Here is a 25,059-nt window from a genome sequence, read left to right on the forward strand (position 1 = left end):
GGGTCGAGCTTCAGCGCAGGAGACGGGCCGCGCCGCGAGCGTGCGCCGCGTCGTGAGGGCGAAGGTCGTCCGCCGCGTCGCGAAGGAGCGGCCGCCCATGCGCCTTCTGGCGAGCGCGCCGAGCGCAAGAGTTCCGGCGCGGGCAAGAGCTTCGCGGGCAAGGGCGCGGGCAAGGGCGCCGGCAAGCGTTTCGACTCCGGCGATGCGCCGCGGGGCGAGCGCGCGCCGCGCAAGGCGGGCGAAGGTCGCCCGCCGCGTCGTGACGGGGACGCGCGTCCGCCGTCGGGCGAGCGTCGTGGTCCGCCGCGGAGCGGCGCGGGCAAAGGGCCGGGTAGAGGCGGACCGGGCGGCAAAGGGCCGGCGGGCAAAGGGCCGCGCAAGCCCGGCGGCGCGCCGCGCAAGCCGCGCTAGCCCATGCGCATCGTCGCCGGCAGCTTTCGCGGCCGCGTGCTGAAGACGCCGCAATCGCAGGCGATCCGTCCGACTTCGGATCGCCTGCGCGAATCCGTCTTCGACATTCTCGCCCATGCCTATGACGATCCGGTTCCAGGCGCGCGCGTCGTCGATCTTTTCGCGGGCACGGGCGCGCTCGGCCTCGAGGCCCTGTCGCGCGGCGCAGCGAAAATCCTCTTCATCGACGATGGAGCCGAGGCGCGCGCGCTGCTGCGCGCCAATGTCGAGGCGTTGGGCGCGGGCGGCGTGACGCGCGTCTTTCGGCGGGACGCGACCAAGCTCGGCCTCGCGCCGCCGGGCGAATTGTTCACGCTCGCGTTTCTCGATCCGCCCTATGGGCGCGACCTCGCCACGCGCGCCCTGCGCTCGCTCGTCGAAGGCGGCTGGCTCGCGGAGCGCGCGCTGATCGTCATCGAGGAGGCGGCGGACGCCCCTCTCTCGCTGCCCGAGGAAATCGTCGAGGAAGAGCGCCGCCGCTACGGCGACACGCAGATCGTCATCGCGCGATGCGTCAGAACGGATTCCACGTCGCTTCCGGCGTGAATTTCAAATAACCGAGATTGAGGCCGAGGCGCGCGCCGAGCCCGGCGCGGATCGGCGCGACGACGACGCCATCGGCCGAGAGCTCGGTGAAGCCCAGTCCGCCGACCAGATAGGCCGAGCCGGCGACGCCGCCGAAGCGCGTGTAGATGGCGTCCACCGAGGGCAGATTATAGATCAGCATCATGGTGCGGTCGCCATCGGCGCCGGCGTCGAAGCCGAGCGAAGGCCCCTGCCAAAAGACGCGGCGCTGGCCGGCGTTGCGCGTGTACATCGTCCCCTCGCCATAGCGCAGGCCGCCGACGAAGGCGCCCGAGCCCTCCTGGCCGAGCACATAGGCGTTGGGCCGTCCCCAGCGCCGCGCCAATTGCTCGACGCCCTGGGCGAGGTCGCGCGCTATGGCGCCGAAGAAGCGATGGCCACTCTGCACCACCTCGTCGCCGGACATGGGCTCGGGTCTCGGCTCCGCCCGCACGCCATAGGCGGCATGCGCCGGCGCCAGCGGAGACAGCGCGGCGCCAGCGGCGAGGGCCAGCATTTCTCTGCGCGTCGCGCGCGTCGCTTCTCTGCGCGTTGTGCGCGTCTCTCGGCGAGTTGAATCTGCGGCGCGCATGACGAGGCTTCCCTATTGGGCTTTTGCGAATCGGTCTGCTGAAGTTTGGATGCGATCGTGTCGCGCCTGTGGCGCCGCGACGGATCTTCTTCGTGAAAGGAAGAATCTCGCCGCGTTCTTAATAAAGTCTTGCGGCGGCGGGATCGCCGAAAGCGATGAACGGTCCGTTGCGATAGGCTTCGCCCGCCTTGCCGTAGAGAAGCGGGCGGCCCGTGGGGTCGACGACGCCGCCGCCGGCCGCACGCAGCACCGCGTCGCCGGCCGCCGTGTCCCATTCCATCGTCGGGCCGAAGCGCGGATAGAGATCGGCCGCGCCCTCCGCCAGCAGGCAGAATTTGATCGAGGAGCCGACATCGCGCGTCGCGGCGATGCGATGCGTCTTCAGAAAGGCCGTGGTCGCCGCGTCGAGATGCGAGCGGCTGACCAGCGCCGTCGGCCCTTCCGCCGGCAAAGCGCGCACGCGCAACGGCCGCCAGGCCGCGGGCGGCGGCGCCGGCCGGCCGGGGATGGCCTCGGCGGCGAAGGCGCGCGCGCCGGCGAACCATAATTGCCCCAGCGCCGGGGCGAAGACCGCGCCGGCGCGCGGCGCGCCCGCGACGATGAGGCCGATATTGACGGTGAACTCGCCGCTGCGCGCCAGAAACTCCCGCGTGCCGTCGAGCGGATCGACGAGCAGGAAAGTCTCCGCGCGGGCGAAAGCGGCGCCCGCAGCGGCGGCTTCCTCCGCGACGATGGGAAGGCCGGGCAGCAGCTCGGCAAGACGCGGCGTCAGAAAGGCCTCGATCCTCTCATCCGCCTCGCAGACCGGGCTCGCGTCCTTCTTCGCCCGCGCGTCGATCGTCGGCGCGGCGAGCACATCCATGGCGATGACGCCCGCGCGCGTCGCCAGATCGGCGAAAGCGGCCGCCAGCGCGTCGAAATCCTCGTCGTTCTCGAGCCGCACGCTTTTTAGAACTCCAGATCGCCGCGCCGCTCGACGAGAGCAGCCTCGTTCGTCTCTTCCGCGCGCAGATCGTCGACGCGCCCCGCGGGTGGTCCGCGCCGCGCCGCATCCACCAGCGCTTGCAGCGCGCCCTGCGGCCCGGCGGCGACGATCTCCACCGCGCCATCGTCGCAATTGCGCGCCCAGCCGGCGAGCGCGAGCCGCCCCGCCTCCCGCGCGACAAAGGCGCGAAAGCCGACGCCCTGCACGCGCCCGCGCACGATGATGCGGAAAACGCGGCGCGTCTCGCTCATTGCGCCGCCTCCACGGCGACATTGTCGATGAGCCGCGTCGCGCCGAGCTTCGCCGCGACCAGCAGGCGAATCGGCCCCTCGTGACGCCGGGCGACGCGCGTCAGAGTCTGCGCGTGCCGCGCCTCGAGATAATCGATGAGGAAGCCCTCGGCGGCGATCTGCTCGCGCGCCTCCGCCATCACATGGCCGATCGGCTCGCCCGCGGCGATGCGCTGCGCCGCCTCGCTCAGCGCGCGATAGAGCGCCGGCGCGACGCGCCGCTCCTCGGCCGAGAGATAGATGTTGCGCGAGGACATTGCGAGGCCGTCCGCCTCCCGCAAAGTGGGCGCGCCGACGATCTCCGCGCGCAGATCGAGATCGCGCGCCAAGCGCTTTATCACCAGCAATTGCTGATAATCCTTCTCGCCGAAGACGGCGACGTCGCAATCGGCCTGATTGAGCAGCTTGGCGACGACGAGGGCGACGCCGGCGAAATGCGTCGGCCGGAAATGATCCTCGAGATCGGCCACCGCCGGCCCGCCCACCGCGACCGTGGTGGAAAAGCCCGGCGGATACATCTCCTCCACCGCCGGCGCATAGCAGAGATCGGCCGCAACGCTCGCGAGCTTCTCGACATCGGCGGCGAGCGTGCGCGGATAGCGGTCGAAATCCTCGCCTGCGCCGAATTGCGTCGGATTGACGAAGACCGAGACCATCACGCGATCGGCGCGCCGGCGCGCCTCCTCCACCAGAGCGAGATGGCCCTGGTGCAGCGCGCCCATTGTGGGGACGAAGCCGACGCGCTCGCCGCGCGCGCGCCATTGCGCGACGCGCTCGCGCAGCTCGGCCAGCGTATGGACGGTCGGAACGGGAACAGCGCTCATCTTCGGCTCATCCTCTGCTGCGCATTGGGCGCATGGCTCTCCAGAAAGGCGATATAGGCGCCGGGCAGGCCGAGCGCGCGCGCCGAGGCGACGATATTCTCGACATAGCCGGGCGCCGCCGGCCCCTCGCGCGTCGCGGTTCCGATATAGACGAGCGCCCGCGCCGAGCCCACCGGCGCGCGCAGCACCGGCTGCACGACCTTGCGGTAGAGGCGGCGGCCGATCTCCTCGTAGCGGTCGAGCGCCGGCACATCCGCCACGGCGAGGTCATAGAGCAGGCCATGGACCTGCGCCCGCGCGTCCGGCACGACCGTGGCGTAGCCGGTCTCCAGAATGGCGAAACGATAGCGCGCCAGCCGTCCGAGGCCGAGCGGCCGCGAATGCGGACAGCGGACCGCCATTGCGGCGACGTCCATATTGGCGCCATAGGCGAAATAGAGAGGCATGAGGTCCTTCCGAGCGGCGGGCGGACCTTAGCGCATGGCGCCGCCGCGAGCGAGGCGCCGCAGGCTCCCCCCACGCAAAGAAAAAGAGCCCGGCCTGCGCCGGGCTCCCAACCGAGAGCGGCCCCTGGGAATTAACCGCCCTCGAGGCTATTCTCAGCGTTGGATGCAGCTTTAGAAATGCGTCGAATCGACGCGACGGCGAGAAAGGAAGAGGGAATGGAGGAGTTCGAGGGCGGCTTTCTGCGCAATACGGCGATCGGCCTCGTCCTGGCTCTGGCGGCGGCGATCGTCTACGTCTGGTTCCGCTAGGCGCGCGGGGCTCCGAATTCGGGTCGATGAGCTTCGGCCCCCGAGGCGATAGCGGCGGCGTGGCTCAGATCGACGGCGAAACGCCCGACGACGGCCATGTTCCGCGCGCCGCGGATGCGCGACGCGCCAGGGCGCGCGCGGATCGTCGATATTCGAGAAATGGTCGAGAAACGTCCTCAGACGCGACGTCTCTTCGATAACGGCGAAGGCGAGGCTCGTCACGGCGGCTCCAGAATCGCTCCGCCGACAGGAAATCCCGCCCCGCGCAATTCCTTGACCGCCGTTGACCCGAATTCTCAGTCTCGGCCGCGAGCGGCGGGTGCGGGAGTTTCACAAGGGCGCGCGCTGTCACGATTGTGTCATGGAACAAGGCTGTGAGTGCGGGGCCCCTCCTCTTCCTCGTCAGCGCCACAGGCCGATTCGAATGGACTTCTCCCGCCGCTTCACATTCCTCTTCTCCGCGCCCAATTTCGAGGCCGACGACCTCGAGGGGCTGCGCGTCAATCAGATCATCGCCGCGATCGAGAGCATGGGCTTTCAAGTCGTGCGCGCGCGCCGCGTGGAGGACGCCGAGATCGTGGTGCAGACAGACGCCGCCATCGGCTGCCTCGTCGTCGATTGGGGCAAGAAGGGCCTCGAGGGCAAGACCGCCTCGCTCATCGATCTCATGCGCAAGCGCGGCCTCGAAATGCCGATCGTGCTGCTCATTCGCCGCAAGCGCTTCGAGGATATTCCGGTCGAGGTGCTGGACTTCATCGACGGCTATGTCTTCCTCGCCGAGGAGACGCCGGAATTCATCGCCAAAAATCTCGTCTCGCGCCTCAAGCAATATGCGGAGACGCTGAAGACGCCTTTCTTCGGCGCGCTGGTCGATTATGCGGAGGAAGGCAATCAGCTGTGGACCTGCCCCGGCCATAATGGCGGCATTTTCTACAGCCGCAGCCCGATCGGCCGCATCTTCATGGAGCATTTGGGCGAGGCCGTGTTCCGCGACGATCTCGACAATTCCGTCGTCGAGCTCGGCGATCTGTTGACGCATGAAGGGCCGGCGCTTGCCGCGCAAAAGGCGGCGGCCGAAATCTTCGGCGCGGAGAAGACCTACTTCGTGCTCAACGGCACATCCTCCTCCAATAAGGTCGTGCTCACCAATCTGGTCGCCGAAGGCGATCTCGTGCTGTTCGACCGCAATAATCACAAGGCCGCGCATCATGGCGCGCTGCTGCTCGGCGGCGGCGTGCCGATCTTTCTGCCGACGACGCGCAACGCCCATGGCCTCATCGGCCCGATCGAGCACGAAGCCTTCGACGAAGAAAAATTGCGCGAGCGCATTCGCGCCAATCCGCTGGTGAAGGACAAGGACGCCTGGCGCAAGGAGCGGCCGTTCCGCGCCGCCGTCATCGAGCAATGCACTTATGACGGCACGATTCACAACGCCGAATGGATCGCCCAAAAGATCGGACATCTCTGCGACTATATTCTCTTCGACGAAGCCTGGGCCGGCTTCATGAAATTCCATCCGCTCTATGAGCGGCGCTATGCGATGGGGCTGAAGAATCTCACCGAGGCGTCGCCCGGCATCGTCGCGACGCAATCGACGCATAAGCAGCTCGCCAGCTTCTCGCAGGCCTCGCAAATTCATGTGCGCGATCGCCACATCAAAGGCCAGCGGCGGCGCGTGGAGCATCGCCGCTTCAACGAAGGCTTCATGCAGCACGCCTCCACCTCGCCCTTCTATCCGCTGTTCGCCTCGCTGGATGTCGGCGCGCAGATGATGAAAGGCCGCTCCGGCGAGCTCTTGTGGGACGACACGATCCGGCTCGGCATAGAGCTGCGCAAGAAGCTGCGCGCCGTGCGGCGCGAGTTCGAGGCCAAGGAGCAGGATCCGGCGCGGCGCTGGTTCTTCGATCCTTTCGCGCCCGATTGGGTCTCCATACCCGACGCGGCGCGCGAATCCGGCGCGCATCGCGTTCCCTGGGAGAGCGTCTCCACCGATCAGCTCGCGCGCAATCCCGACTTCTGGGCGCTGGCGCCGGATGCGCGCTGGCATGGATTCTCCAATATGGCGCCGGGCTTCGCCATCACCGATCCGGCCAAGCTCACTCTGCTGACGCCCGGCTTCGATCGCGAGAGCGGCGCCTACGCCGATCATGGAATCCCGGCGCCGATCGTCGCGCAATATTTGCGTGAGAACCGGATCGTGCCGGAGAAGAACGACCTCAATTCTCTGCTCTTCCTGCTGACGCCCGGCGTCGAGTCCAGCAAGGCGGGAACGCTGGTCTCCTCGCTCGTCGCCTTCAAGCGCCTGCATGACGACAATGCGCTGCTGCAGGACGTCATTCCTGAATTCGTCGCGCGCCGCGCCGCGCGCTATAGGGGCGTGCGGCTGCGCGATCTCTGCGCCGACATGCATCGCTTCTTCAAGGAGGCGAACGCCAGCGCTCTGCAGCAGGCGCAGTTCCGGCAGGAGCATCTCCCCGAAATGGCGATGACGCCGCGCGAGGCTTACCTCCGCCTCGTGCGCAATGATGTGGATTTCCTGCCGATCGACGAGATCGAAGGTCGCATAGCGACGACGCTCTTCGTCATCTATCCGCCGGGCATTGCGACGATCGTTCCGGGCGAGCGGCTCGACGCGAAGGCGCGGCCCATGCTGGAATATTTGCGCATGTTCGAACGCAGCGCCAATCTCTTCCCCGGCTTCGATTATGAGATACAGGGCCTCTACAAGCAGTGGAACGGCGAGGCGAAGATGCGGCTCTACACTTATGTGGTGCAGGAATGACCATGATCGAAGCCGGCGCCGAACGCGCGACGATCCTCGTGCGCCCCTCGCGCGACGAGGACGTCGACGCCATGCTGGCGATCTATCTCCAGCATGTGCGCAAGGGGCTCGATCCCGCCGATGCGCCGCTCTACGAGCCGCCGCAGAAAGAAGATTTGAAGCGGCGACGCAAGAATATGGGCAATCATCGGCTGCCGCATCTCGTCGCCGAGCATGAGCGCGCCGTGCTCGGCTACGCCTATGTCGTGCCGTTTCGCAAGCGTCCGGCCTATCGCTATGTGGTCAAGCATTCGATCTATGTCGATCCGCGCCATCTGCATCGCGGCGTCGGCCGGCTGCTGCTGCAAGCGCTCGTGGACGCCTGCGCGGCGGCGGGCTTTCGGCAGATGATCGGCTATGTCGACGCCGCCAATGAAGCGTCGCTGAAGCTGCATGAGGCGATCGGCTTTCGGCAGGCCGGCTATCTCTCCGGCGTCGGATATAAATTCGGCAGCTGGACGGATTCGGTGATCTTGCAGCGCTCGCTCGGCCCCGGCGCAGCGACGCCGCCCGATGCGCGCGGCTGACGCTGCGGACGGCGCCGCGGGCATGCTATGATCGGCGCATGATTCCGCTTCGTCGCCTCCTCTGCCTCGCTCTCCTCCTCTTCGCCTCGCCCGCCGCCGCGGCGGCGCGCAATCCTTGCCAGGACATGGAGGATGCTGGCGCGAGCTACACTGTCTGCGTCTTCGACACACGCAGCGATTCCATTCGCCTCTTCCTCGCCGATGCGAAAGACGAGGTCTATGGCTCCTTCTCGGCGCTCGACGCAGCGCTCGCGCAAAGAAACGAGAAGCTTCTCTTCGCGATGAACGCCGGAATGTATGACGAGCGCCGCCGTCCTGTCGGACTCTATGTCGAAGGCGGCCATATGGAGAAGAGCGCCAACACCAATTCCGGCGCCGGCAATTTCCATATGAAGCCCAATGGAATCTTCTGGGTGGAGGGCGCGCGCGCCGGCGTCGCCGAGACGCAGCGCTTTCTGAGAGAGCGGCTGCATCCCGCCTATGCGACGCAATCCGGGCCGATGCTCGTCATCGGCGGACGCATCAATCCGCGCATTCACGACACCGGCACGTCGATGAAGATTCGCAATGGCGTCGGCGTGCGCGACGGCCATGTCGTCGCCTTCGCCATCGCCAATCAGCCGGTGACATTCCATGCTTTCGCTCAGCTTTTTCGTGAGCGTTTGAAATGTCCAGACGCGCTCTTCCTCGACGGCTCGATCTCCGCGCTCTATGCGCCGACGCTCGCGCGCCATGATCGCTTCCGCCCCATGGGGCCGATTGTCGGCGTCGTCGAGCGCGCGCGATGATTACGCCGCTTCGTTGACCGTGAAGGCGCCGACGAAATCCGGGTCCGCGAGAATCTCGCCCGTCTCCCACAGAAGATAATCGCCGGGGCCGGCGACGCGGAAGCGGCCGAGGTCCGGCGGCAGGCGAACCTTGCGGCCGGCGTCCTTGCCCTCGAGCTCTATGTGGACGCCGGTTCCGTCGATCGCGGCGATCGTGCCGAACATTTGGCGCAGCACCTTGCCGTGCGGCGTCACGCGGGTGAGACCGATGAGCGCGCGCTTGCCGATCATATGCGCGCGCGCCTCGCTCCATTCGCTCCTGCCGAAGTCCATTGTCCTCTCCCATCGCAATTGTTGCACGGCGTCTCTATGCGCAGAGATGCCATGATCTCGCTTCTTTCGGATGTGCGCCCACGCACGCGCCGGGCGAGGACGGAATTCTCACGCCCCCATCAGCGCGCCGATGTGAGCGGCGACGCAGGCGGCGAGATCGTCCGGCCGATAGCCGCCCTCGAGCATCGAGACGATGCGCCCGCTACAGCGGCGCGCGGCGATCTCTGCGAGGCGCAGCGTAAGCTCGGCGAAGTCCTGTCTTTGCAGGCGCAAGCCGCCGAGAGGATCGTGCAAATGCCCGTCGAAACCGGCGCAAATGAGGAGGATGTCCGGCGCAAAATCGTCGAGGCGCGGGAGAATCGCCTGCGTCCAAGCTTGCGCGAATTGCTCGCCGCCGGAGCCTTTGGCGAGCGGCGCGTTGACGATGTTGTCATAGGCGCCGCGCTCGCTCGCGGCGCCGGTGAAGGGATAATACGGCGACTGATGCGAGGAGCAATAGAGGACGTTTTTCTGCGCCCAGAAAATCTCCTGCAATCCATTGCCGTGATGCACGTCGAAATCGACGATGGCGACGCGCTCGGCCCCATGGGCGGCGATGGCGTGGCGCGCGGCGATGGCGGCGTTGTTGAAAAAGCAGAAGCCCATGGCGCTCTCGCGCGTCGCATGATGGCCGGGCGGCCGCATGGCGACGAAAGCGTTGCGGGCGGCGCCGCGCATCACCGCATCGACGGCGAAGGTCGCGGCGCCGGCGGCGCGCAGCGCCGCCTCGAGCGAGCCCGCGCTCATGACGATATCAGAGCCGAGCGCCACGAGCCCGCTTTGCGGCGCGGCTTTCTCGAAACGCTCCCGCAGAGAGGGCGCATGAACGGCGAGGATCGCCTCGCGGGCGGCGGCCGGGGCTTCCGCGCGGCGCAGCGCGGCGAAGGCGTCGCCCTCGAGAACCGCGGCGATGGCGCGAAGACGCTCGGGCTGGTCGGGACGGCCTGCGCCGACCTCATGCGCGAGGCCGGAAGGATGGGTGACGAGGAGGGTCGTGGGCTGGAGGCCGCTCGCCGCGACGACCTCGGGCGACAGCGTCAAGCCCGCCGCTAGAGCGAGCGCCTGCCGACGTGTGAAAGAGGATGACGCCGGCGCTCGTCCGACCATCGGCTACCCGCCCACCTGCCCCCTGTGCCGCAGGAAATGGTCGGCCAGCACAATGGCCATCATCGCCTCGCCCACCGGCACGGCGCGAATGCCGACGCAGGGGTCGTGGCGGCCCTTGGTGACGATCTCGGTCTCCTGGCCGTTGCGGTCGATGGTGCGGCGCGGCGTCAGTATCGAGGAGGTGGGCTTGACCGCGAAACGCGCGACGATCGGCTGGCCGGTCGATATGCCGCCCAGCACGCCGCCGGCCTGGTTGGAGAGAAACTCGGGCGCGCCGTCCGGCCCGGCGCGCATCTCGTCGGCGTTGGCCTCGCCGGAGAGCTCGGCTGCGGCGAAGCCGACGCCGATCTCCACCCCCTTCACGGCGTTGATCGACATGAAGGCGCTCGCGAGATCGGAATCGAGCTTGCCATAGATGGGCGCGCCCCAGCCGGCGGGAACGCCCTCCGCCACCACTTCGATCACCGCGCCGATGGAGGAGCCCGATTTGCGCACGCCGTCGAGATAATCGGCCCAGAGCTTCGCGGTCTCCGCATCCGGGCAGAACAGCTGGTTCTTCTCCACCTCCGCCCAGTCGAAACGGGCGCGGTCGATTTTATGCGGACCGATCTGCACCAGAGCGCCGCGTATGGCGACGCCGGCGAGCACTTTGCGCGCGACCGCGCCGGCGGCGACGCGCGCCGCCGTCTCGCGCGCCGAGGAGCGCCCGCCGCCGCGATAGTCGCGAATTCCATATTTCGCGTCATAGGCGTAATCGGCGTGACCGGGGCGGTATTTCTCGGCGATATCGCCATAATCCTTGGAGCGCTGGTCGGTGTTCTCGATCAGCAGCGCGATCGGCGTTCCGGTCGTCACTTGGCGGCCGGCGGAATCGGCGAAGACGCCGGAGAGAATCTTCACCGCATCCGGCTCCTGCCGCTGCGTGGTGAAGCGCGACTGGCCGGGGCGGCGCTTGTCGAGAAAGAGCTGAATCTCGGCCTCGGTCAGCTCCAGCCCCGGCGGGCAGCCGTCGACGACGACGCCGAGCGCCGGCCCATGGCTCTCGCCGAAAGTGGTGATGCGGAAGAGATGGCCGAAGCTGTTGTGGGACATGGAGGGAGCCGGTCACATATGCGTTCCGCCCGTTGTAGGCGCCGTTGGTTGCCGGGTCAAACGGCGGGCGCCACGTCGGGCTCGTCCCTGTCCCATCAGGGCAATGTCGCGAATCCGCTGAACTTGCGGCTGGCTCCCCCAAGCAGATCGAGGACCGTATTGCCTGCCGGAGGCGGAGCCGTGAAAAGCGTCTTGGTGAGACCGTCGAGCCGCGCATAGGCCTCGAAAGCCGGGAAGGCGTCGATTGTCGCGTCGAGGCTCACCGTCACACGCGGCGGCGAAAAAGAAGCCACCGAAATTCGGAATGCCCCTTCATAGTCGATGTCCGCGGCGGCGGAGACCAGAGGGTCGCCCGCCTGCCCGGCAACGCTGATTTCCCATTCGTTGGTCGGCGCCGCCCCGACGCCGGCGTAGACCGGCGCCATCCCCCCGAATGGCACGAGCACGCGGGCCGCTCGAAACGGCCGAACCGGCGTCGTTAGTCGCGACCATCCGCAACGCGACATGTCCGCTTTCGCGAAATCCTTCTGCACGCCAGAGCCAATGTCGACTTCCGTCGTGCCGGATGTCTCATGCTCGGCCCGTAGGAGCCGCGCCGACTCAGATTTCGTATCGAAGTAGATCTCCGCGAGCGACCGCATGCGCACGCTCGCTGTCGGAGAATTGCTGAATGTCCGCTGGTCGGTCAGATAGCCGGCATTCCACGCTTTGAACAAATTCATCGGATTGAGACGGGCGGGCCCCGGTAACGGCACGGCTGTTTTGCCCGCATGCGCGCCGACGGCGATCGTCTCGGTGTAACCGGGAACGTCACGCGGAATAAACGCGTTGATCCATATCAATAATCTCAATTTCATGCCCTCAATTTATCGGTAATGCAATGAACCAGACTACAACCGCGATGAATTTCCGTCGAGCGGCGTCTCGCCTTTTTACGCATCGAGGATAAGGTGGAAACGTTTCCGGTTCACCGGTCGCTCGGCTTCAAGGACCCGACCGAATGATCACTCCCGCCTTCGCGCAGAAAATGGCGCGCTACAACGCCTGGCAGAACGAGAGCCTCTTTGCGGCGGCCGATACGCTCTCGGATGCGGCGCGGCGCGCCGATCGCGGGGCGTTCTTCAAATCGATCCACGGCACGCTCAATCATCTGCTCTGGGCGGACGCCATGTGGATGAGCCGCCTCGCCGGCGATCCGAACCCGAATGTAGCGATCGCCGACTCCGCCTCCTTCCGCGCCGATTGGGAGGTCATGAAATCGGAGCGCGCGTCGATGGACGCGCGGCTGATCGCCTTTGCGGACGCCTTCGACGAGGCGGCGCTCGAGGGCGATTTCTCCTGGTATTCGGGCGCCAAGCAGATGGATATCGTCAAGCCGCGCAAGCTCGTCATCGTCCATCTCTTCAACCATCAGACCCATCATCGCGGGCAGGCCCATGCGATGCTGACCGCCGCCGGCGCGCGGCCGCAGGATACGGATCTGATCTTCATGTGAGGAAATGATACGGCTTCCGGCTGATTGCTTCGGCGCGGCAAATACAATCCCCTCGTCCTGAGGCGCTTTTTGCGGCACGCAAAAAGCCTCGAAGGACGTTCCAGCGACACGCAGCGGCTAGACCCTTCGAGACGCCCGCACCCAAGTCGGGCAAGCCCGACTTGGGCATTATCATGCCGATCTCGGGTAAACCCGAGATCGATGCGGGCTCCTCAGGGCGAGGGACGGATGTTTCATCCGAATGTATCGATCGGAAGTCGTATGAATGCGAGCCTGAAGGCTCGCGGTCCAGAGAGCGCCTCGGACCGCGAGCCTTCAGGCTCGCTCCATAACCAGCGTCACGCCGCCTTGCTGGTCTCGCGTCGCGCCTCCGCCAAAGCGGGCGGCGTCGCGGGCGGCGCGGCCGGCTCGGCCGGCGCGCCGATCCACTCGGAATGCGCCGGGATCTTCTCGCCCTTCATCACCACGGTGAGCGGGCCGAGCCGGGCGAAATCGCCGACATGCGTGTCGTAGAGCACGGTGGAGCCGGCGCCGACAGTCACGCCGCGGCCGATCTCGACGCGGCCGACCTTCATCACCCGGTCCTCATAAAGATGCGTCTGCAGCGCCGCCACCTGATTGAGCGCCGCATAATCGCCGACGCTCACGCAATCGAATTCGGTGATGTCGGTCATGTCCATGAACACGCCCTTGCCGAATTTCGAGCCGAACAGGCGGAGCGTCCAGGGCAGGAAGGGCGTGCCGCGCAAATGCTCGAGCAGGATTTTGCCGGCGAGGCCCCAATAGAGCACGGCGCAAGCCTCGGTGCGCATGGCCCAGAAGGACCACATGGGCTTCACCTGCGGCTCATAGCGCCCCATGGTCAGCCATTTCACCGCCACCACGACCAGCGTCATGCCGACCGAGATCAGCGTCGACGACAGCACGAAGAGCCAGAACACCGCCCAATAATCGCCGTCGATGAGCTTTTGGCCAAAGCTCTCCACCGCCCAAGTGCCGAAAGTGATGAACAGCATGGTCGGCAGCGAGACGTTGATCGCCTCATAGGCCGCGCGCGCGGCTTTTTTCCAGAAGGGCGGCTGATAGGTCCAGGCGGCGCCGCCGCCGTCGAAGGTCTGGCGAACGGGCAGCTTCATCGGCGGCGAGCCGAACCAGGTGTCGCCCTCGGAGAGCTCGCTATTGGCCGGCGGCTTGGATTTGATGCCGATCAGCGCGCCACTGGGGATTTCCGAGCCCGGCGGCACAACGGCGTCATTGCCGACGAAGACGCGCGCGCCGGTCTTCACCTTTTTCAGATACATCCAGCCGCGGCGCATATCCTCGTCGCCGAGCACCACCTCGTCGGCGATGAAGCATTTCTCGCCGATCTCGACGAGATCATAGCGGCCGGACAGATTGGTCGAAATCTCCGAATCCTTGCCGATCTTCGCGCCCATCAGCCGGTACCATGTGCGCATGTAGAGAGTGGCGAACAGCGAGGAGAGCGTCTCCAGCGTCACCTCGGTGGCGAGCGCCACCGCCCATTTGCGCAGATAGAAGCCGGACCACACCGAATAGGTCCCCTCCGAGACGCGCGGCAGCACGATCCAGCGGAAGGCCACGATGAAGGCCACGGTGACGAGCACCAGCACGAAAGCCGTCGGCCAGGCGAACAAGGGAATGGCGGCGAGATAATAGACGTGGTCGACATCCGTTATGCCGAGCCAATTGTCGAAACGGTCGAACACCCAAAAGGCCGGGAAGATCGGCAGCAGGCCGAGCGGCGGCAGCGCCAGCGCCAGAACCGTGAACATGAAGCCCATGGCGAGCCGCTGCGGCGCGGAGGCCGTCGATTGCGGATCGAGCGCGCGGGGATCGACATCGCCCTTGTAGCGCGCCGGCGAGCCGTCCCAAATCTCATAGGCGCCGATCTGCGAGCCCGCAGGAACCGAGGTCAGATCCTCGAGCGCCGCGCCCTCGCCGAGGACGACATTCTCCTCGATCACGCAGGAGGTGCCGACATAGGCGTCCGCGCCGATCTCGATCGTCCCGATGATGAGCTCATTGCCGACGACGCGGGCGTTGGCGAGCTTCAGCTTGGAGCCGAGGCTCGCGCCGTCGCCGATGCTGACGAGATCGATCGCGCCGACGTCCAGCTCGCCGATGATGGCGTCCTCGCCGATCTTCGCGCCGAGGGCGGAAAGATAGAGGCGCATCAAGGGCGAGCACTGGAACCATTTGGCGTGGGTGAGGCCCATCAGGCGCTGCGCCAGCCACCAGCGGTAGTAATAGACGCCCCACAGCGGGTAGCGCCCCGGCCTGGTGCGGCCGATGACCAGCCATTTGCCGAGGATCGACACCGCCACAGTGGCGATGTTGACGCACATATAGACGCCGAGCAGCGCCGCCGCCTCGTCGATGAGGTTGGCGTCCGGCGAGGTGAGCAGCTGATAGGACACGAAGACGCCGAGCCACTGCGAGGTGACGAAGGCGAGGATGAAGGGCAGCGCCGCCGCCTGGGCGAGGCCGCAGAGGAAGCGTCGCAGCAGCGGCGGCGGCGCGAAGGAGAGATCGCGCGGCGGCCCGGCCATCGCCGCCTTGCCATCGAGATGTGTGGCGAGCGCGCGCAGATTGCGCTCCGAATAGAGGTCCTGCAGCGTGATCGAGGAAAGATGCGCCGTCTCGCGCACCACCGAGACGAAACGCGCGGCCAGCAGCGAATGGCCGCCGAGATCGGTGAAGAAATCCGCGTCGAAGGGAATGGCGCCCGGCGGCAGCACGCGCTTGGCGGCGTCGAGCAGCGCGGCCTCCGTCTTGGTGCGCGGCTCCTCCTGCGCCTCCGTGTCGATGAGAGGGGCGGTGAGCGGCGCCCGCTTCAGCGCCTTGCGGTCCACCTTGCCGGAGGAGAGGCGGGGCAGCGAGGTCACGACCTCGAACCGGCCCGGAACCATATAGGAGGGCAGAAACTCGCGCAGCTTGGCGCGCAGATCGCGTGGGTCCGGCGACACGGCCGTCGCGCCGACGAGAAAGGCGACGAGCTCGTCCAGCCCATTCTCATTGCGCAGAACGACGGCCGCCTGACGTATATGGTCGAGGCGCGAGAGCGCGGATTCGATCTCGCCCAGCTCGACGCGGAAACCCCTGATCTTCACCTGATCGTCGATGCGGCCGCGAAAATGCAGATCGCCGTTCTCGTCCAGAATCACCGCGTCGCCGGAGCGATAGAGGATCGGATCGGAGCCGTCCGAGGGGAAAGGATTGGCGATGAACTTCTCGGCGGTCAGCTCGTCGCGGCGCAGATAGCCTCTCGCCACGCCAGGGCCGCCGATGAGCAGCTCGCCCTCCGCGCCCGGCGGCAGCAGCGTCAGATTTTCGTCGACGACATAGCAGCTGTAATTGGGGATCGGCTTGCCGATCGTCACCGTCTCATTGGGCCAGACCTCCGAAACGGTGGCGACGACGGTCGCCTCGGTGGGGCCGTAGCTGTTGAAGATGGTGCGGCCGATGCGGGTCCAGCGCTCCGCCACCGAGGGCGGGCAGGCCTCGCCGCCGAGCACGATGGTCTTCAGCGTCGCGACATCGCGCGGCATGGCGGCGAGCAGCGTCGGCACAGTGTCGAGCACGGTGACGCCGGCTTCCTCCAGAATATCGGGCAGCGCCTCCGTCTCGCCGATGATCTGCGGCGTGGCGACGAAGAGCGACGCGCCGGCGAGATAGGGAATCCAGATCTCCTCCATGGAGAGGTCGAAGGCGACGGAAGCGCCCTGGAACACCACATCAGAGGCGGAAATCCGGTAGATCTCATTGGCCGAGCGCAGATAATGGCAGATGTTGCGCGCGGTGACGACAATGCCCTTGGGCGTTCCCGTCGAGCCGGAGGTGTAGATGAGATAGGCCGGATGGTCGCCCGTGGCGCCCAGCGCGCGCGGATCGGGGCAGACGCCGCCGAAAATCGCGATCTCGGCGTCGATCAGCGTCTCGACCGAGACCACGGGGGCGGCCTTGCCGGCAAAGCCGGCGGAGGTCAGCAGCGCCTTGGCGCCGGCGTCGGCGAGGCAGACGGCGATACGGTCGACCGGCGCGTCGGCGTCGAAGGGCAGCCAGGCGGCGCCCGTCTTGGCGATGGCGATCTGCGCGATCAGCAGCTCCGGCCCACGCGCGCCCCACAGGCCGACCACATCGCCCGGGCCTATGTCGCGGGCGGCGAGGCCGCAGGCGATGGCCGCGGCTTCCGCATCGACCTCGCGATAGGTGAAGCGCCGCTCCAAGGTCGCCATGGCCAGGGCGTTGGGGCTGGCGGCGACGCGGGCGGCGAAAATCTCGCAGAGCAGCTCGTCGCGCAGCAGATGCGGCATGGCCGGACCGCGCAGCACGGCGCCGGTCCGGGCCGTCTCGTCGGCGAGCGGCGCGCCGTCGAGAGGCGCGCTTTTGGCGAAACTGGGGTTCAACTCATTCATCGCGTGACATATCCGCGGGAAATCCGCGCTCATCTAGCATGAGAGCGAAGGACGATCCTATCCCGCATCCAGGCTGAATGCAGGATGAACCCACTATGGGAGGGAATTTGTTGCCGAAAAGACCGGCTGGAAGAACGAGGGGCATTTCTGCGTCATATTCGTGACGAAGTGGTTACAATGAGCGATCGCCTCGACGATCAGCCATTTACGTCTCGGTGAGCGAAGGGCGGAGCCCCTCCTCCACGCGCCGGGGCGGCGAGGATTTCGATTTTCATAAATTTTCATGCAGACGGCTCTCGAGCAGACCGGCGGCCTCGTTCGGCGCGGGACCGGGGCGCGCCGAAGCGGGCGCTTCAACGCCGCCCGCGCCGGGGCGCCGCCCCGCGATCCTCACCATGAGTGGAAATAGAGGCGCCCGGCGATTCGACCATCCCGACCCGCCGCCGCGGCAAAATCAAGGGACGCCGGGCCGCTCGACATGGAAGAGCACGGGCTGCTCGCCGGCGCGCTCGAATCGCAGCGTGCCGCGCACGGTCTCGCCTTCCGCGAGCGGTCCGCGCAGATCGACCAGCATGAGGTGATAGCCCTTCTCACGAAAATCGACGACCGATTCGGCCGGCAGGGCGACGCCCTCGGCGAGCGGGCGCATGCGGCCGACGCCATCGGCGATCTTGGTCACATGCATCTCGACGCGAGCGGCGGCGTCCGCCTCCACGCCCAGCAGCCGGTCCTCCGTCTTGCCCTCGTTGCGCAAGGCCAGATAGCAGGCGCCGATCTTCACGCCTTTGGGCGGCGTCGCGCACCAGGCGCGCTCCACCTCTATCGCGGCGGCGGCCGGCGCCGCGAGCGTGGCCGTCGCGAAAAGGGCCAGCGGAAGCACGAGCGCGCCCGAGGCGCAAAACATCCGAAGCCTCCGCAATCCCTTGCAGGTCGAAAGATCGCGACGCCGCAATGAGCCTATGATCATGTCTCGAGCCGATCGTTGAACATGCCCCTCCGCGCCCGGTCCGCAACTTCTGCGCCAGCGCTGCGAGAGACGCCAGAGCCGATACACATAGCGCGAATCCCGCGCGCGCGGCGAATCTCCGATGTGACGGCTGCACAATCGTATCGATTTCGCGCGCATCGCGACGATCACGATCGAACGCATGTCCGTTCACTTTCTGCACGCGACGTCCGGTCGCATGCGCATCATTCGCCTTCGCGTTGACCTATATGCGCTATTGCTGTTTTCGATAAGACCGCGCGGCGCGAGCAGCCGCGACATGACGCCGCGAGATGGAGCGCCCTGCGTGACGAAGAACGCGCCGATGAAGCCGCGATCCGCTTCCCCTATCGACGCCGCGACGCCCAATGCCGCGCCGCGCCGGCTCGCTCGGCTGGCGATCGATGCGACGAATGGCCTCGCGGCTTTCTGCCGTCTCGTGCTCGGAGGCGCGCCCGCCGAGCGCGGCGAGATCGTCGAGCGCGTGACGGTCGAGAATGGCGTCGTCCGCGTCGCGCATTACTTTCGCGGCCGGCTCGTCGACCAGCGCCGCATCAAGGCGGAGGAGCTGGTCATAGAGCGGCGCCTCGATCGCGCACGGCGCTGCACGCATGTCGAGATCACAGCGGCGGGACGCCGGCTCGAGATCGGACGTCATTCGACGCCGGCGGAAAAGGAGAGCGCCGTCGAGAGCCTCGCCGCCGAGCTGCGCGACATGGCGGTGGAGCCGCGCATCCTCACCACATTCGCAAAGGCGCTGCGTCATGCGCCCGGCGTGCGTCTCGCGGCGCGCTTTCGCCGCTTCATTCGCCGACGCGGCCTGCGCCGCTCGAGCGGCGCCTCGGTCTCCATCCCGCCCGAGAGCTCCGCTCGCCCCAGCCGCCCGGCGAGCGTCCGCGCCGCGCCGGGCGGCGAAAGGCGCCTTCCCGCCGCCCTGCGCTCGCGCCGTTGGTGGATCGCGACGGCCGCCGTCGTCGTTCTCGCGAGCGCCGCGGCGCCGCGCGTCGCCCCGCACCGCAACGAGGCCGCCGCGCGCGCCTATGCGCCCTCCTTCCGCCTCACTGCGACGAATGGCGACATCGTCGATGAAAAGACGATGCGCGGACGTCCCTACGCCATCTTCTTCGGCTTCACGCATTGTCCAGAAGTATGCCCGACCACAATGCTGGAGGCGGCGCGCGCGGCCAATGAGGCGGACCCTTCCGGCGCCGGCTTCGACATTCTCTTCGCGACGCTCGATCCCGCGCGCGACACGCGCGAGAACCTCGCCGATTTCGTCTCCTCCTTTCCTCGGCGCATCACCGCTCTGCGCGGCGAGGCGGAGGCGACGGACCGCGCGGCGCAGGCGTTTCGCGTCTATCACCGCAAGACTCCGCTGGAGGGCGGCGATTACACGATCGATCACACGACGCTCGTCTATCTCGTCGATCGCGACGGCCTCATGTCCGGCGTCGCCTCCTTCGCCGACCGCAGCGACGAAGCCGCGAAGACGCTGAAGGATTTCATTCGCCGCCAGAGCGCTCCGCATCCTCCGGCGTGAACGAAAGCTTGCGCGCAGGCTCGCGACAACATGCCGCATGGGCGAGAGGGCGCGTCGCTTGACGCTCTCCTGCGCCGCTCGTACCTTCTCGTTCCGAACGCCTCAGAGCACAATGCCTTGAAAATCCCAGGCCGGACACATCTCAGCGTCGAGCGAGCGGCCCTCGGCATGGTCGCGGCGCTGCTGTTCCTGCTGCAGACCGTCGGCGTCGGCTTCGCGGCGGGAGCGACCGCCAATAGCGCGCAATTCTCCGGCGTCGTCTGCGCCTCCTTCAAGGCCGAGGCGGCCAAGAGCGATTCCGCTCCGATCGAAAATCATCACATCGGCCCGTGCTGCATTCTCCATTGCAGCTCGGCGATAGATGACGAGCGCGAGATCGTTCTCGTCATCATTCTTCCGCTCGAAATCTCCTCCGATACGCCGGCGCCGAACTATGTCGTCGACGCCGTCGCCGCCGCGCCCGAGCTGCGGCCTCTGTCGCCACGCGCGCCTCCAGCGCCTCTCGCCTGAAATCCCCGACTCTCTTTTTGCGAAGATCGACGGCAGCGCCGTCGAGGGATTCACGCGAACTGCGCCGATCATAGGATCGCGCGCGCAGCTGGAGGCTATTGTCATGAGCATCGCATATTTCAGGGCCGTGAGCGTCGGCGCTCTCGGCGGTCTCGCCGCTTTTCTGACGCTCGGTCCCGCCGCTCCCTATGGCGCGCAGCTCTTCGCCGTTCTCATCGGCTGGGCGGGCTATATTCATCTGGGCGGCAAGCTCGACGGGCTCAAAAAATCGGTACCGCATGATCTGCTCGGCGTCGCTCTTGCCGCAGTGGCGCTTCTCGCCGCCGCCCATTTTCCCTATGGCGAGGTCGTCAGCCCGGCGGCGTCGACGGGAATCGCCGTGGCGATCACGCTCGTCGCTCTCGTGCTCTCCGCCAAAGCGCCGGCGCTCGCCGAATGGCCCGTCTCGCTGGCCGCCTATGCGACGCTGCTGGCGACTTCCCACGCCGATGATCTCGCGGCGCTCTCGCCGAGCAATCCCGCTCTGCTGGCGGCGCTGTCGCTGATCGCCGGCGCGATCCTCGGCTATTTGGCGGACCAGCTCGCCGAAGCGCTGCTGAAGCTGCCCCTGCCCGGCCAGAAAGCGCCCTCCGCCGCGCGCGGCTGACACGCCGCAGACGCGCGACGTCGAATGCTCGCCCGCGCGCAGCGCGAGCGAGCGCCCTCGCATGAGCGAACCGTCGGACCCGACGCGCCATGCCCCGACACGTCAAAAATTCGGGAGGATCGCTTTTGAGCGATACGGCGATGAGATCCCCCATGCTCGGCCATGCGGCCGCCGCTGTCATGAACATGCGCAGCGCCGAGGAGACCGGCTTCTATGGAGTCGACCGTCCCGGCGTCGCCTGGGATTGGATGAAGCAGACGGGCCAGGCGCCCGCCGGCGCCGATTGGGTGCGCCCGCAGGTCGCCGAGGCCTGGGCGCGCTGCGTGGACGACCACGCTCTGCCGCCGGGCGCGGACTTCGCCCCGCGCCAGCGCCGCGACGATCGCAGCGCGACGGAGCTCGACGCGTGGCGTGACGCCGCCGGCGGCGTCGCCGGCCGGCTTTCGGCGCTCGTCTACGAGCTGCGCGCGCTGCTCGACGAGACCAATGTCGCGCTGCTGCTCGCCGATCCCGCCGGCGCGCTCGTGCAGCTGCTCGACTCGGGCTCGCGCATAACGGCCGGCGCCGCGCAAATGGCGCGCATCGGCGCCGATTGGAGCGAGGCCAGCCTCGGCAATAATGGCGTCGGCACGGCGAGCCTCTTGCGCGCGCCGATCGCCTTCGACGGCAAGGAGCATTTCAACGGCGCGCTGCATCGCTTCGCCACCGCCGGCTGCCCCATCATCGCGCCCGACGGAAGCCTCTGCGCGATCCTCGGAATGGTCTCCGACCGTCGCGACGCCGCCAAGCTCGCTCTCGGCTTTCTCGAGCTCGCCCGCCTTCTGCTGGAGACGAGCCTCTTCGACCACATCGCCGCCGACGGCTATCTGCTGCGTCTGCGCGCCGCCGGCGACTCCGAGCCGCGCTTGCCGAGCGAAGGCCGCATCTTCATCGGCGCCGACGGAATTATTCGCGGCGTCGATCGCGCCGGCGTCGAGACGCTTCGCTCCGAGCATTCTGCGCTCGTCGGCCAGCGCGCGGCGATTGCGCTCGGCGTCGATCTTCCGTCGCTCGTCGCGGCGCATGAGAGCGCGCGTCTCCTTCCACTCGTCGATCCGCGCAATCGATATTCCATCTTCGCCGAAGCGCATCGCTGTCCCAAGCGTGAGAGCGACGCCGCATCGCCGCGCCGCGCGCCAGACCGCGCCGACGCCGCGCCGCGCGCGCCAGAGGCCCGCGCCGATTGGAGCGACAATGTGCTGGAGGCGGCGCTGCGCAAAGCCTCCGGCTTGCAGGAGCGCAATATTCCGATCCTCATCACCGGCGAGTCCGGCGTCGGCAAGGATCATCTCGTGCGCCGCCTTCACGCGAGCGGTCCGCGCAAGGAGCGTCCGCTCGTCGCCATAAATTGCGCCGCCATTCCACGCGAGCTGATCGAGAGCGAATTGTTCGGCTATGAGGGCGGCAGCTTCACCGGCGCGCGCGCCAAGGGCAAGGCCGGCAAATTCGTCGAGGCGGACAAGGGCATATTGTTCCTCGACGAGATCGGCGACATGGCCGCCGATCTGCAAGCGACGCTGCTGCGCGTGCTCGATTCGAGCGAGGTGGTGCCGATCGGCTCCAGCAAGCCGATCCGCGTCGATGTGCGCGTCGTCGCCGCCACCAATCGCAGCCTGCAGGAGATGGTGCAGAAGGGGACGTTCCGCCGCGATCTCTATTATCGGCTGAACGGCGTGCAGCTGTGGCTGCCGCCGCTACGCGAGCGGCCCGATCGGCTCGGGCTATTGGCGCAGCTGTTCCACCTCGAGCGGGAGGCGCTGGCGGCGCCCGAGGAGCTGCGCTTCTCCGACGAGGTGTGGCGCATTTTCTTCAAGCATCCATGGCCCGGCAACATACGCGAGGCGCGCAATGTGCTGCGCTCCAGCATCGCCGTCGCCAAAGGGCCGCTCATAGAGATCGACGATCTTCCGATCGACTTCCTCCAGGAGCTCGACTTCGACAATCGCATCGGCGCCGATGCGACGCCGCCCGCCTCGATCATCGACGAAACGGTGGAAACCGAAACCGGCTTCGACCTCTCCGATTGGGAAGCGCGCGCCGTGCGGCACGCGCTCGCCTCCGCAAAGGGCAATATCGCCAAAGCCGCGCGCAGCCTCGGCATCACCAGAGCGACGCTCTATCACAAGATGGCGCGTTACGGCCTGCGCAGCGACAGGCGAATCGTCTGCAAGAGGTGACGCGATGGGCCCGGAAGATCGCGCATTTTTGGAAGAGACCGCGCGCGCGCTCGACGCGTCCATGCGCGAGCTCGAGCAGGAGGCCGAGCGCCTGACGGAAATCGTCGGCGAGGAGCGCGCGCAGGAGCTGCACGCTTTTCTGCGCCGCGAATTCGAGCCTGTCGACATAGAGGAAATACGGCGCACGCTCGATTTCGACGATCGCCGCCTGATCTCCGTGTGGATACGCCTCGAGCGCAATCGCGCGCGCCGCGTGGCGGCGGGACGCAGCGCCATGGCGCTCAACGCCGGGCGCGAGGACATAGACATAACGGCTTTCGACAAGCCGAAGAAAAAATAAGAGGAAACGCGCGCGGCGCCGCGGCGGCGCATCGCGCCAGTGGAGGATCAGAGTCGTGGCCAGAAATATTCGCTTCGGCGACCCCGTTCGCAAGCGCCTGCTCGATGGAGTCGACGTTCTCGCCGACGCTGTCGGCGTGACGCTCGGCCCCTGCGGCCGCAATGTCGTCATCGAGCATCGCGCCGCCGGCCTGCCGCCGGTCGCGACCAAGGACGGCGCCACTGTGGCGCAAGCGGTGGAAGCCGCCGGACGCACGGAGAGCGTCGGCATAAATCTCGTGCGTCAAATGGCGACGGCGGTGGCCAAAGAGGCCGGCGATGGAACGACGACCTCTGTCGTGCTGACGCGCCGCGTCGCCGCCGAAACGCGCAAGGCGCTCGCCGCCGGCATGAATCCGCGCGACATCGCCATCGGAATGGAGCGCGCGGCGCGCGCAGTCGAGGCCGATCTTCTGCGCCGCGCGCGGCGCTGCGACGACCCGCGCTCGCTCGCCCATGTCGCGACGCTCGCCGCGGGCGGCGATGAAGGCATAGGCGCGATCGTTGCGGAAGCGCTGGAGATCGCCGGCGAAGGCGGCGTCGTCGATGTCGAGCTCGGCCATGGCCTCGCCGACGATATCGAATCCGTCGAAGGCATGCGTTGGGAACAGGGCTATCGCTCGCCCTATTTCATGACCGACAGCGCGCGCAAAGTCGCCGAGCTCGAGAATCCTTACATTCTCGTCTATGATCGCGTCATCAACGAATTCTCCGAGCTGGTGCCGGCGCTGGAGCTGGTGCGGCGCCGCGGCGGCAGCCTGCTCGTCGTCGCCGAAAACATAATGGAGGAAGCGCTTCCCGGACTCTTGCTCAATCATATTCGCAAGAATCTCTGCTCCATCGCCGTGAAGGGGCCGGGCTATGGCGACAGCCGCTACGAGTATCTTCTCGATCTCGCCGCGATCACCGGCGGCCGCGCGATCATGGAGGCCTTCGGCGAAGACATCTCCAATGTCACGATAGAGCATCTCGGCCGCGCGCGACGCGTCGTCGTGCGCGAGGACGACACGCTCGTCATCGGCGGCGAAGGCGATCCGAAGATCATCGCCGATCGTCTCGCCTCGGCGAAGCGTCAAGCCGATTGGATCGTCGAAGGCGACGCCTCCAAAGGCTCGCCGAGCGGCAAGCGTCACGAGCTGGAAAATCTGCGGACGCGCATAAAAGCTCTGTCCGGCAGGATGGCGACGATACGCGCCGGCGGCTTGTCCGACATTGTCATCAAGGAGCGCATGCAGAGAATCGAGAATGCGCTCAATTCCGCGCGCGCCGCGCAGAGCGATGGCGTCGTCGCCGGCGGCGGCGTCGGACTCTATCGCGCGCGCGCCGCTCTCGCCGAGCTGCGCGGCGAAAATCTCGATCAGAGCCATGGCGTCGCCATCGTGCGCGCGGCGCTCGACGAGCCGATCCGGCGCATAGCGGCAAACGCCGGCGTCGACGCTGATGAATTCTTGTTCGAGCTGCGGCGCTCCAATGATGATTTCTGGGGAATGGACATGCGCAGCGGCGCCTGCGGCGATCTCTTCGCCGCAGGCGTCATCGATCCCGTGCGCGTCACGCGTCTCGCATTGCGCAACGCCGTTGCGACAGCGTCCTCGCTGATGACGGTGGAATGCGCTGTGACTCATGTTCCCGTGAGCGATCCGACATTCGGATTCGATGCGCAACGCGCGGCCGAAACGCGCGAAGATCCGCGCGCCTGAATGCGCG

Annotated in this window: 22 protein-coding genes and 1 pseudogene; 12 read left to right on the forward strand and 11 right to left on the reverse strand. The window is 67.0% G+C overall.

All coding sequences use genetic code 11. From position 1 onward, the window contains the following. Together ACT53T_RS11540 and rsmD are read left to right on the forward strand one after the other, a co-directional pair. Positions 1-411: pseudogene (locus ACT53T_RS11540) on the forward strand (hypothetical protein); the annotation flags it as partial. Positions 412-414: 3 nt separating this feature from the next. Next, complete coding sequence (gene rsmD / locus ACT53T_RS11545) at positions 415-996, forward strand: 16S rRNA (guanine(966)-N(2))-methyltransferase RsmD (RefSeq protein WP_400766186.1); 582 nt, start codon at positions 415-417, stop codon at positions 994-996. Here the strand turns inward: rsmD and ACT53T_RS11550 are convergent. The 5 genes from ACT53T_RS11550 to ACT53T_RS11570 form a co-directional block, all read right to left on the reverse strand. Beyond that, complete coding sequence (locus ACT53T_RS11550; RefSeq protein WP_400766183.1) at positions 965-1,531, reverse strand: DUF1134 domain-containing protein; 567 nt, start codon at positions 1,529-1,531, stop codon at positions 965-967. The genes rsmD and ACT53T_RS11550 overlap by 32 nt on opposite strands. A 193-nt stretch (positions 1,532-1,724) precedes the next feature. Further along, the gene (cysQ, locus tag ACT53T_RS11555; protein ID WP_476161302.1) at positions 1,725-2,549 is read right to left on the reverse strand and encodes a 3'(2'),5'-bisphosphate nucleotidase CysQ; all 825 of its coding nucleotides are present in this window, start codon (positions 2,547-2,549) and stop codon (positions 1,725-1,727) included. 5 nt (positions 2,550-2,554) lie between these two features. Next, the gene (locus ACT53T_RS11560) at positions 2,555-2,842 is read right to left on the reverse strand and encodes an acylphosphatase (protein ID WP_018264250.1); all 288 of its coding nucleotides are present in this window, start codon (positions 2,840-2,842) and stop codon (positions 2,555-2,557) included. Continuing rightward, complete coding sequence (gene panC, locus ACT53T_RS11565) at positions 2,839-3,705, reverse strand: pantoate--beta-alanine ligase (RefSeq protein ID WP_476161303.1); 867 nt, start codon at positions 3,703-3,705, stop codon at positions 2,839-2,841. The genes ACT53T_RS11560 and panC overlap by 4 nt, the downstream gene beginning before the upstream one ends. Beyond that, positions 3,702-4,151, reverse strand: coding sequence for a gamma-glutamylcyclotransferase family protein (locus ACT53T_RS11570; RefSeq protein ID WP_018264248.1), 450 nt, complete (start codon positions 4,149-4,151; stop codon positions 3,702-3,704). The genes panC and ACT53T_RS11570 overlap by 4 nt, the downstream gene beginning before the upstream one ends. A 733-nt stretch (positions 4,152-4,884) precedes the next feature. On the opposite strand from ACT53T_RS11570, the gene ACT53T_RS11575 reads away from it, so the two are divergent. From ACT53T_RS11575 to ACT53T_RS11585, 3 genes are read left to right on the forward strand one after another with little or no spacing between them, the layout of a single operon-like run. Then, positions 4,885-7,242, forward strand: coding sequence for an Orn/Lys/Arg family decarboxylase (locus ACT53T_RS11575; RefSeq protein ID WP_476161304.1), 2,358 nt, complete (start codon positions 4,885-4,887; stop codon positions 7,240-7,242). After that, positions 7,239-7,808, forward strand: a complete 570-nt coding sequence (locus tag ACT53T_RS11580) for an N-acetyltransferase family protein (protein WP_476161305.1) — start codon at positions 7,239-7,241, stop codon at positions 7,806-7,808. Before ACT53T_RS11575 ends, ACT53T_RS11580 begins: the two co-directional genes overlap by 4 nt. Before the next feature lie 38 nt (positions 7,809-7,846). Further along, positions 7,847-8,596: a phosphodiester glycosidase family protein gene (locus tag ACT53T_RS11585; RefSeq protein WP_476161306.1), complete on the forward strand. Its 750-nt coding sequence runs from the start codon at positions 7,847-7,849 to the stop codon at positions 8,594-8,596. Here the strand turns inward: ACT53T_RS11585 and ACT53T_RS11590 are convergent, their stop codons facing one another. The 4 genes from ACT53T_RS11590 to ACT53T_RS11605 form a co-directional block, all read right to left on the reverse strand. Then, positions 8,597-8,908: a hypothetical protein gene (locus ACT53T_RS11590; protein WP_018264242.1), complete on the reverse strand. Its 312-nt coding sequence runs from the start codon at positions 8,906-8,908 to the stop codon at positions 8,597-8,599. A gap of 108 nt (positions 8,909-9,016) precedes the next feature. Continuing rightward, entirely contained in the window at positions 9,017-9,988 is a 972-nt protein-coding gene (locus tag ACT53T_RS11595) for a histone deacetylase family protein (RefSeq protein ID WP_476161307.1), read from the reverse strand. 69 nt (positions 9,989-10,057) lie between these two features. Then, a complete protein-coding gene (gene aroC / locus ACT53T_RS11600) occupies positions 10,058-11,146 on the reverse strand; it encodes a chorismate synthase (RefSeq protein ID WP_476161308.1) in 1,089 nt (362 codons plus the stop codon). A 95-nt stretch (positions 11,147-11,241) separates the two neighbouring features. Next, on the reverse strand, positions 11,242-11,787 hold the full coding sequence (locus tag ACT53T_RS11605) for a hypothetical protein (protein ID WP_476161309.1): 546 nt from the start codon (positions 11,785-11,787) through the stop codon (positions 11,242-11,244). Positions 11,788-12,146: 359 nt separating this feature from the next. Here ACT53T_RS11605 and ACT53T_RS11610 point away from each other — a divergent pair, with 359 nt between their 5' ends. Further along, the gene (locus ACT53T_RS11610) at positions 12,147-12,641 is read left to right on the forward strand and encodes a DinB family protein (protein WP_476161310.1); all 495 of its coding nucleotides are present in this window, start codon (positions 12,147-12,149) and stop codon (positions 12,639-12,641) included. A 338-nt stretch (positions 12,642-12,979) separates the two neighbouring features. Here ACT53T_RS11610 and ACT53T_RS11615 read toward each other — a convergent pair whose 3' ends face one another. Further along, positions 12,980-17,077: a Pls/PosA family non-ribosomal peptide synthetase gene (locus ACT53T_RS11615; protein ID WP_476161311.1), complete on the reverse strand. Its 4,098-nt coding sequence runs from the start codon at positions 17,075-17,077 to the stop codon at positions 12,980-12,982. A 454-nt stretch (positions 17,078-17,531) separates the two neighbouring features. After that, positions 17,532-17,981 carry a copper chaperone PCu(A)C gene (locus ACT53T_RS11620; protein ID WP_043331955.1) on the reverse strand — a complete coding sequence of 150 codons (450 nt, stop codon included), beginning with the start codon at positions 17,979-17,981 and terminating at the stop codon, positions 17,532-17,534. Between the two features lie 388 nt (positions 17,982-18,369). Here ACT53T_RS11620 and ACT53T_RS11625 point away from each other — a divergent pair, with 388 nt between their 5' ends. From ACT53T_RS11625 to ACT53T_RS11650, 6 genes are all read left to right on the forward strand, one after another. Continuing rightward, positions 18,370-19,602 carry an SCO family protein gene (locus ACT53T_RS11625; protein WP_476161312.1) on the forward strand — a complete coding sequence of 411 codons (1,233 nt, stop codon included), beginning with the start codon at positions 18,370-18,372 and terminating at the stop codon, positions 19,600-19,602. 117 nt (positions 19,603-19,719) lie between these two features. Further along, positions 19,720-20,112: a hypothetical protein gene (locus ACT53T_RS11630; protein ID WP_476161313.1), complete on the forward strand. Its 393-nt coding sequence runs from the start codon at positions 19,720-19,722 to the stop codon at positions 20,110-20,112. 103 nt (positions 20,113-20,215) lie between these two features. Then, entirely contained in the window at positions 20,216-20,758 is a 543-nt protein-coding gene (locus tag ACT53T_RS11635; RefSeq protein ID WP_476161314.1) for a DUF1097 family protein, read from the forward strand. 140 nt (positions 20,759-20,898) lie between these two features. After that, positions 20,899-22,974, forward strand: coding sequence for a sigma-54-dependent Fis family transcriptional regulator (locus tag ACT53T_RS11640; protein ID WP_476161315.1), 2,076 nt, complete (start codon positions 20,899-20,901; stop codon positions 22,972-22,974). A 4-nt stretch (positions 22,975-22,978) separates the two neighbouring features. Then, positions 22,979-23,314 carry a hypothetical protein gene (locus ACT53T_RS11645; RefSeq protein WP_036296727.1) on the forward strand — a complete coding sequence of 112 codons (336 nt, stop codon included), beginning with the start codon at positions 22,979-22,981 and terminating at the stop codon, positions 23,312-23,314. A gap of 55 nt (positions 23,315-23,369) precedes the next feature. After that, entirely contained in the window at positions 23,370-25,052 is a 1,683-nt protein-coding gene (locus tag ACT53T_RS11650) for an Hsp60 family chaperonin (protein WP_476161316.1), read from the forward strand. Positions 25,053-25,059 lie beyond the last annotated feature (7 nt).

The sequence above is a fragment of the Methylosinus sp. DMC45 genome (assembly GCF_056313885.1).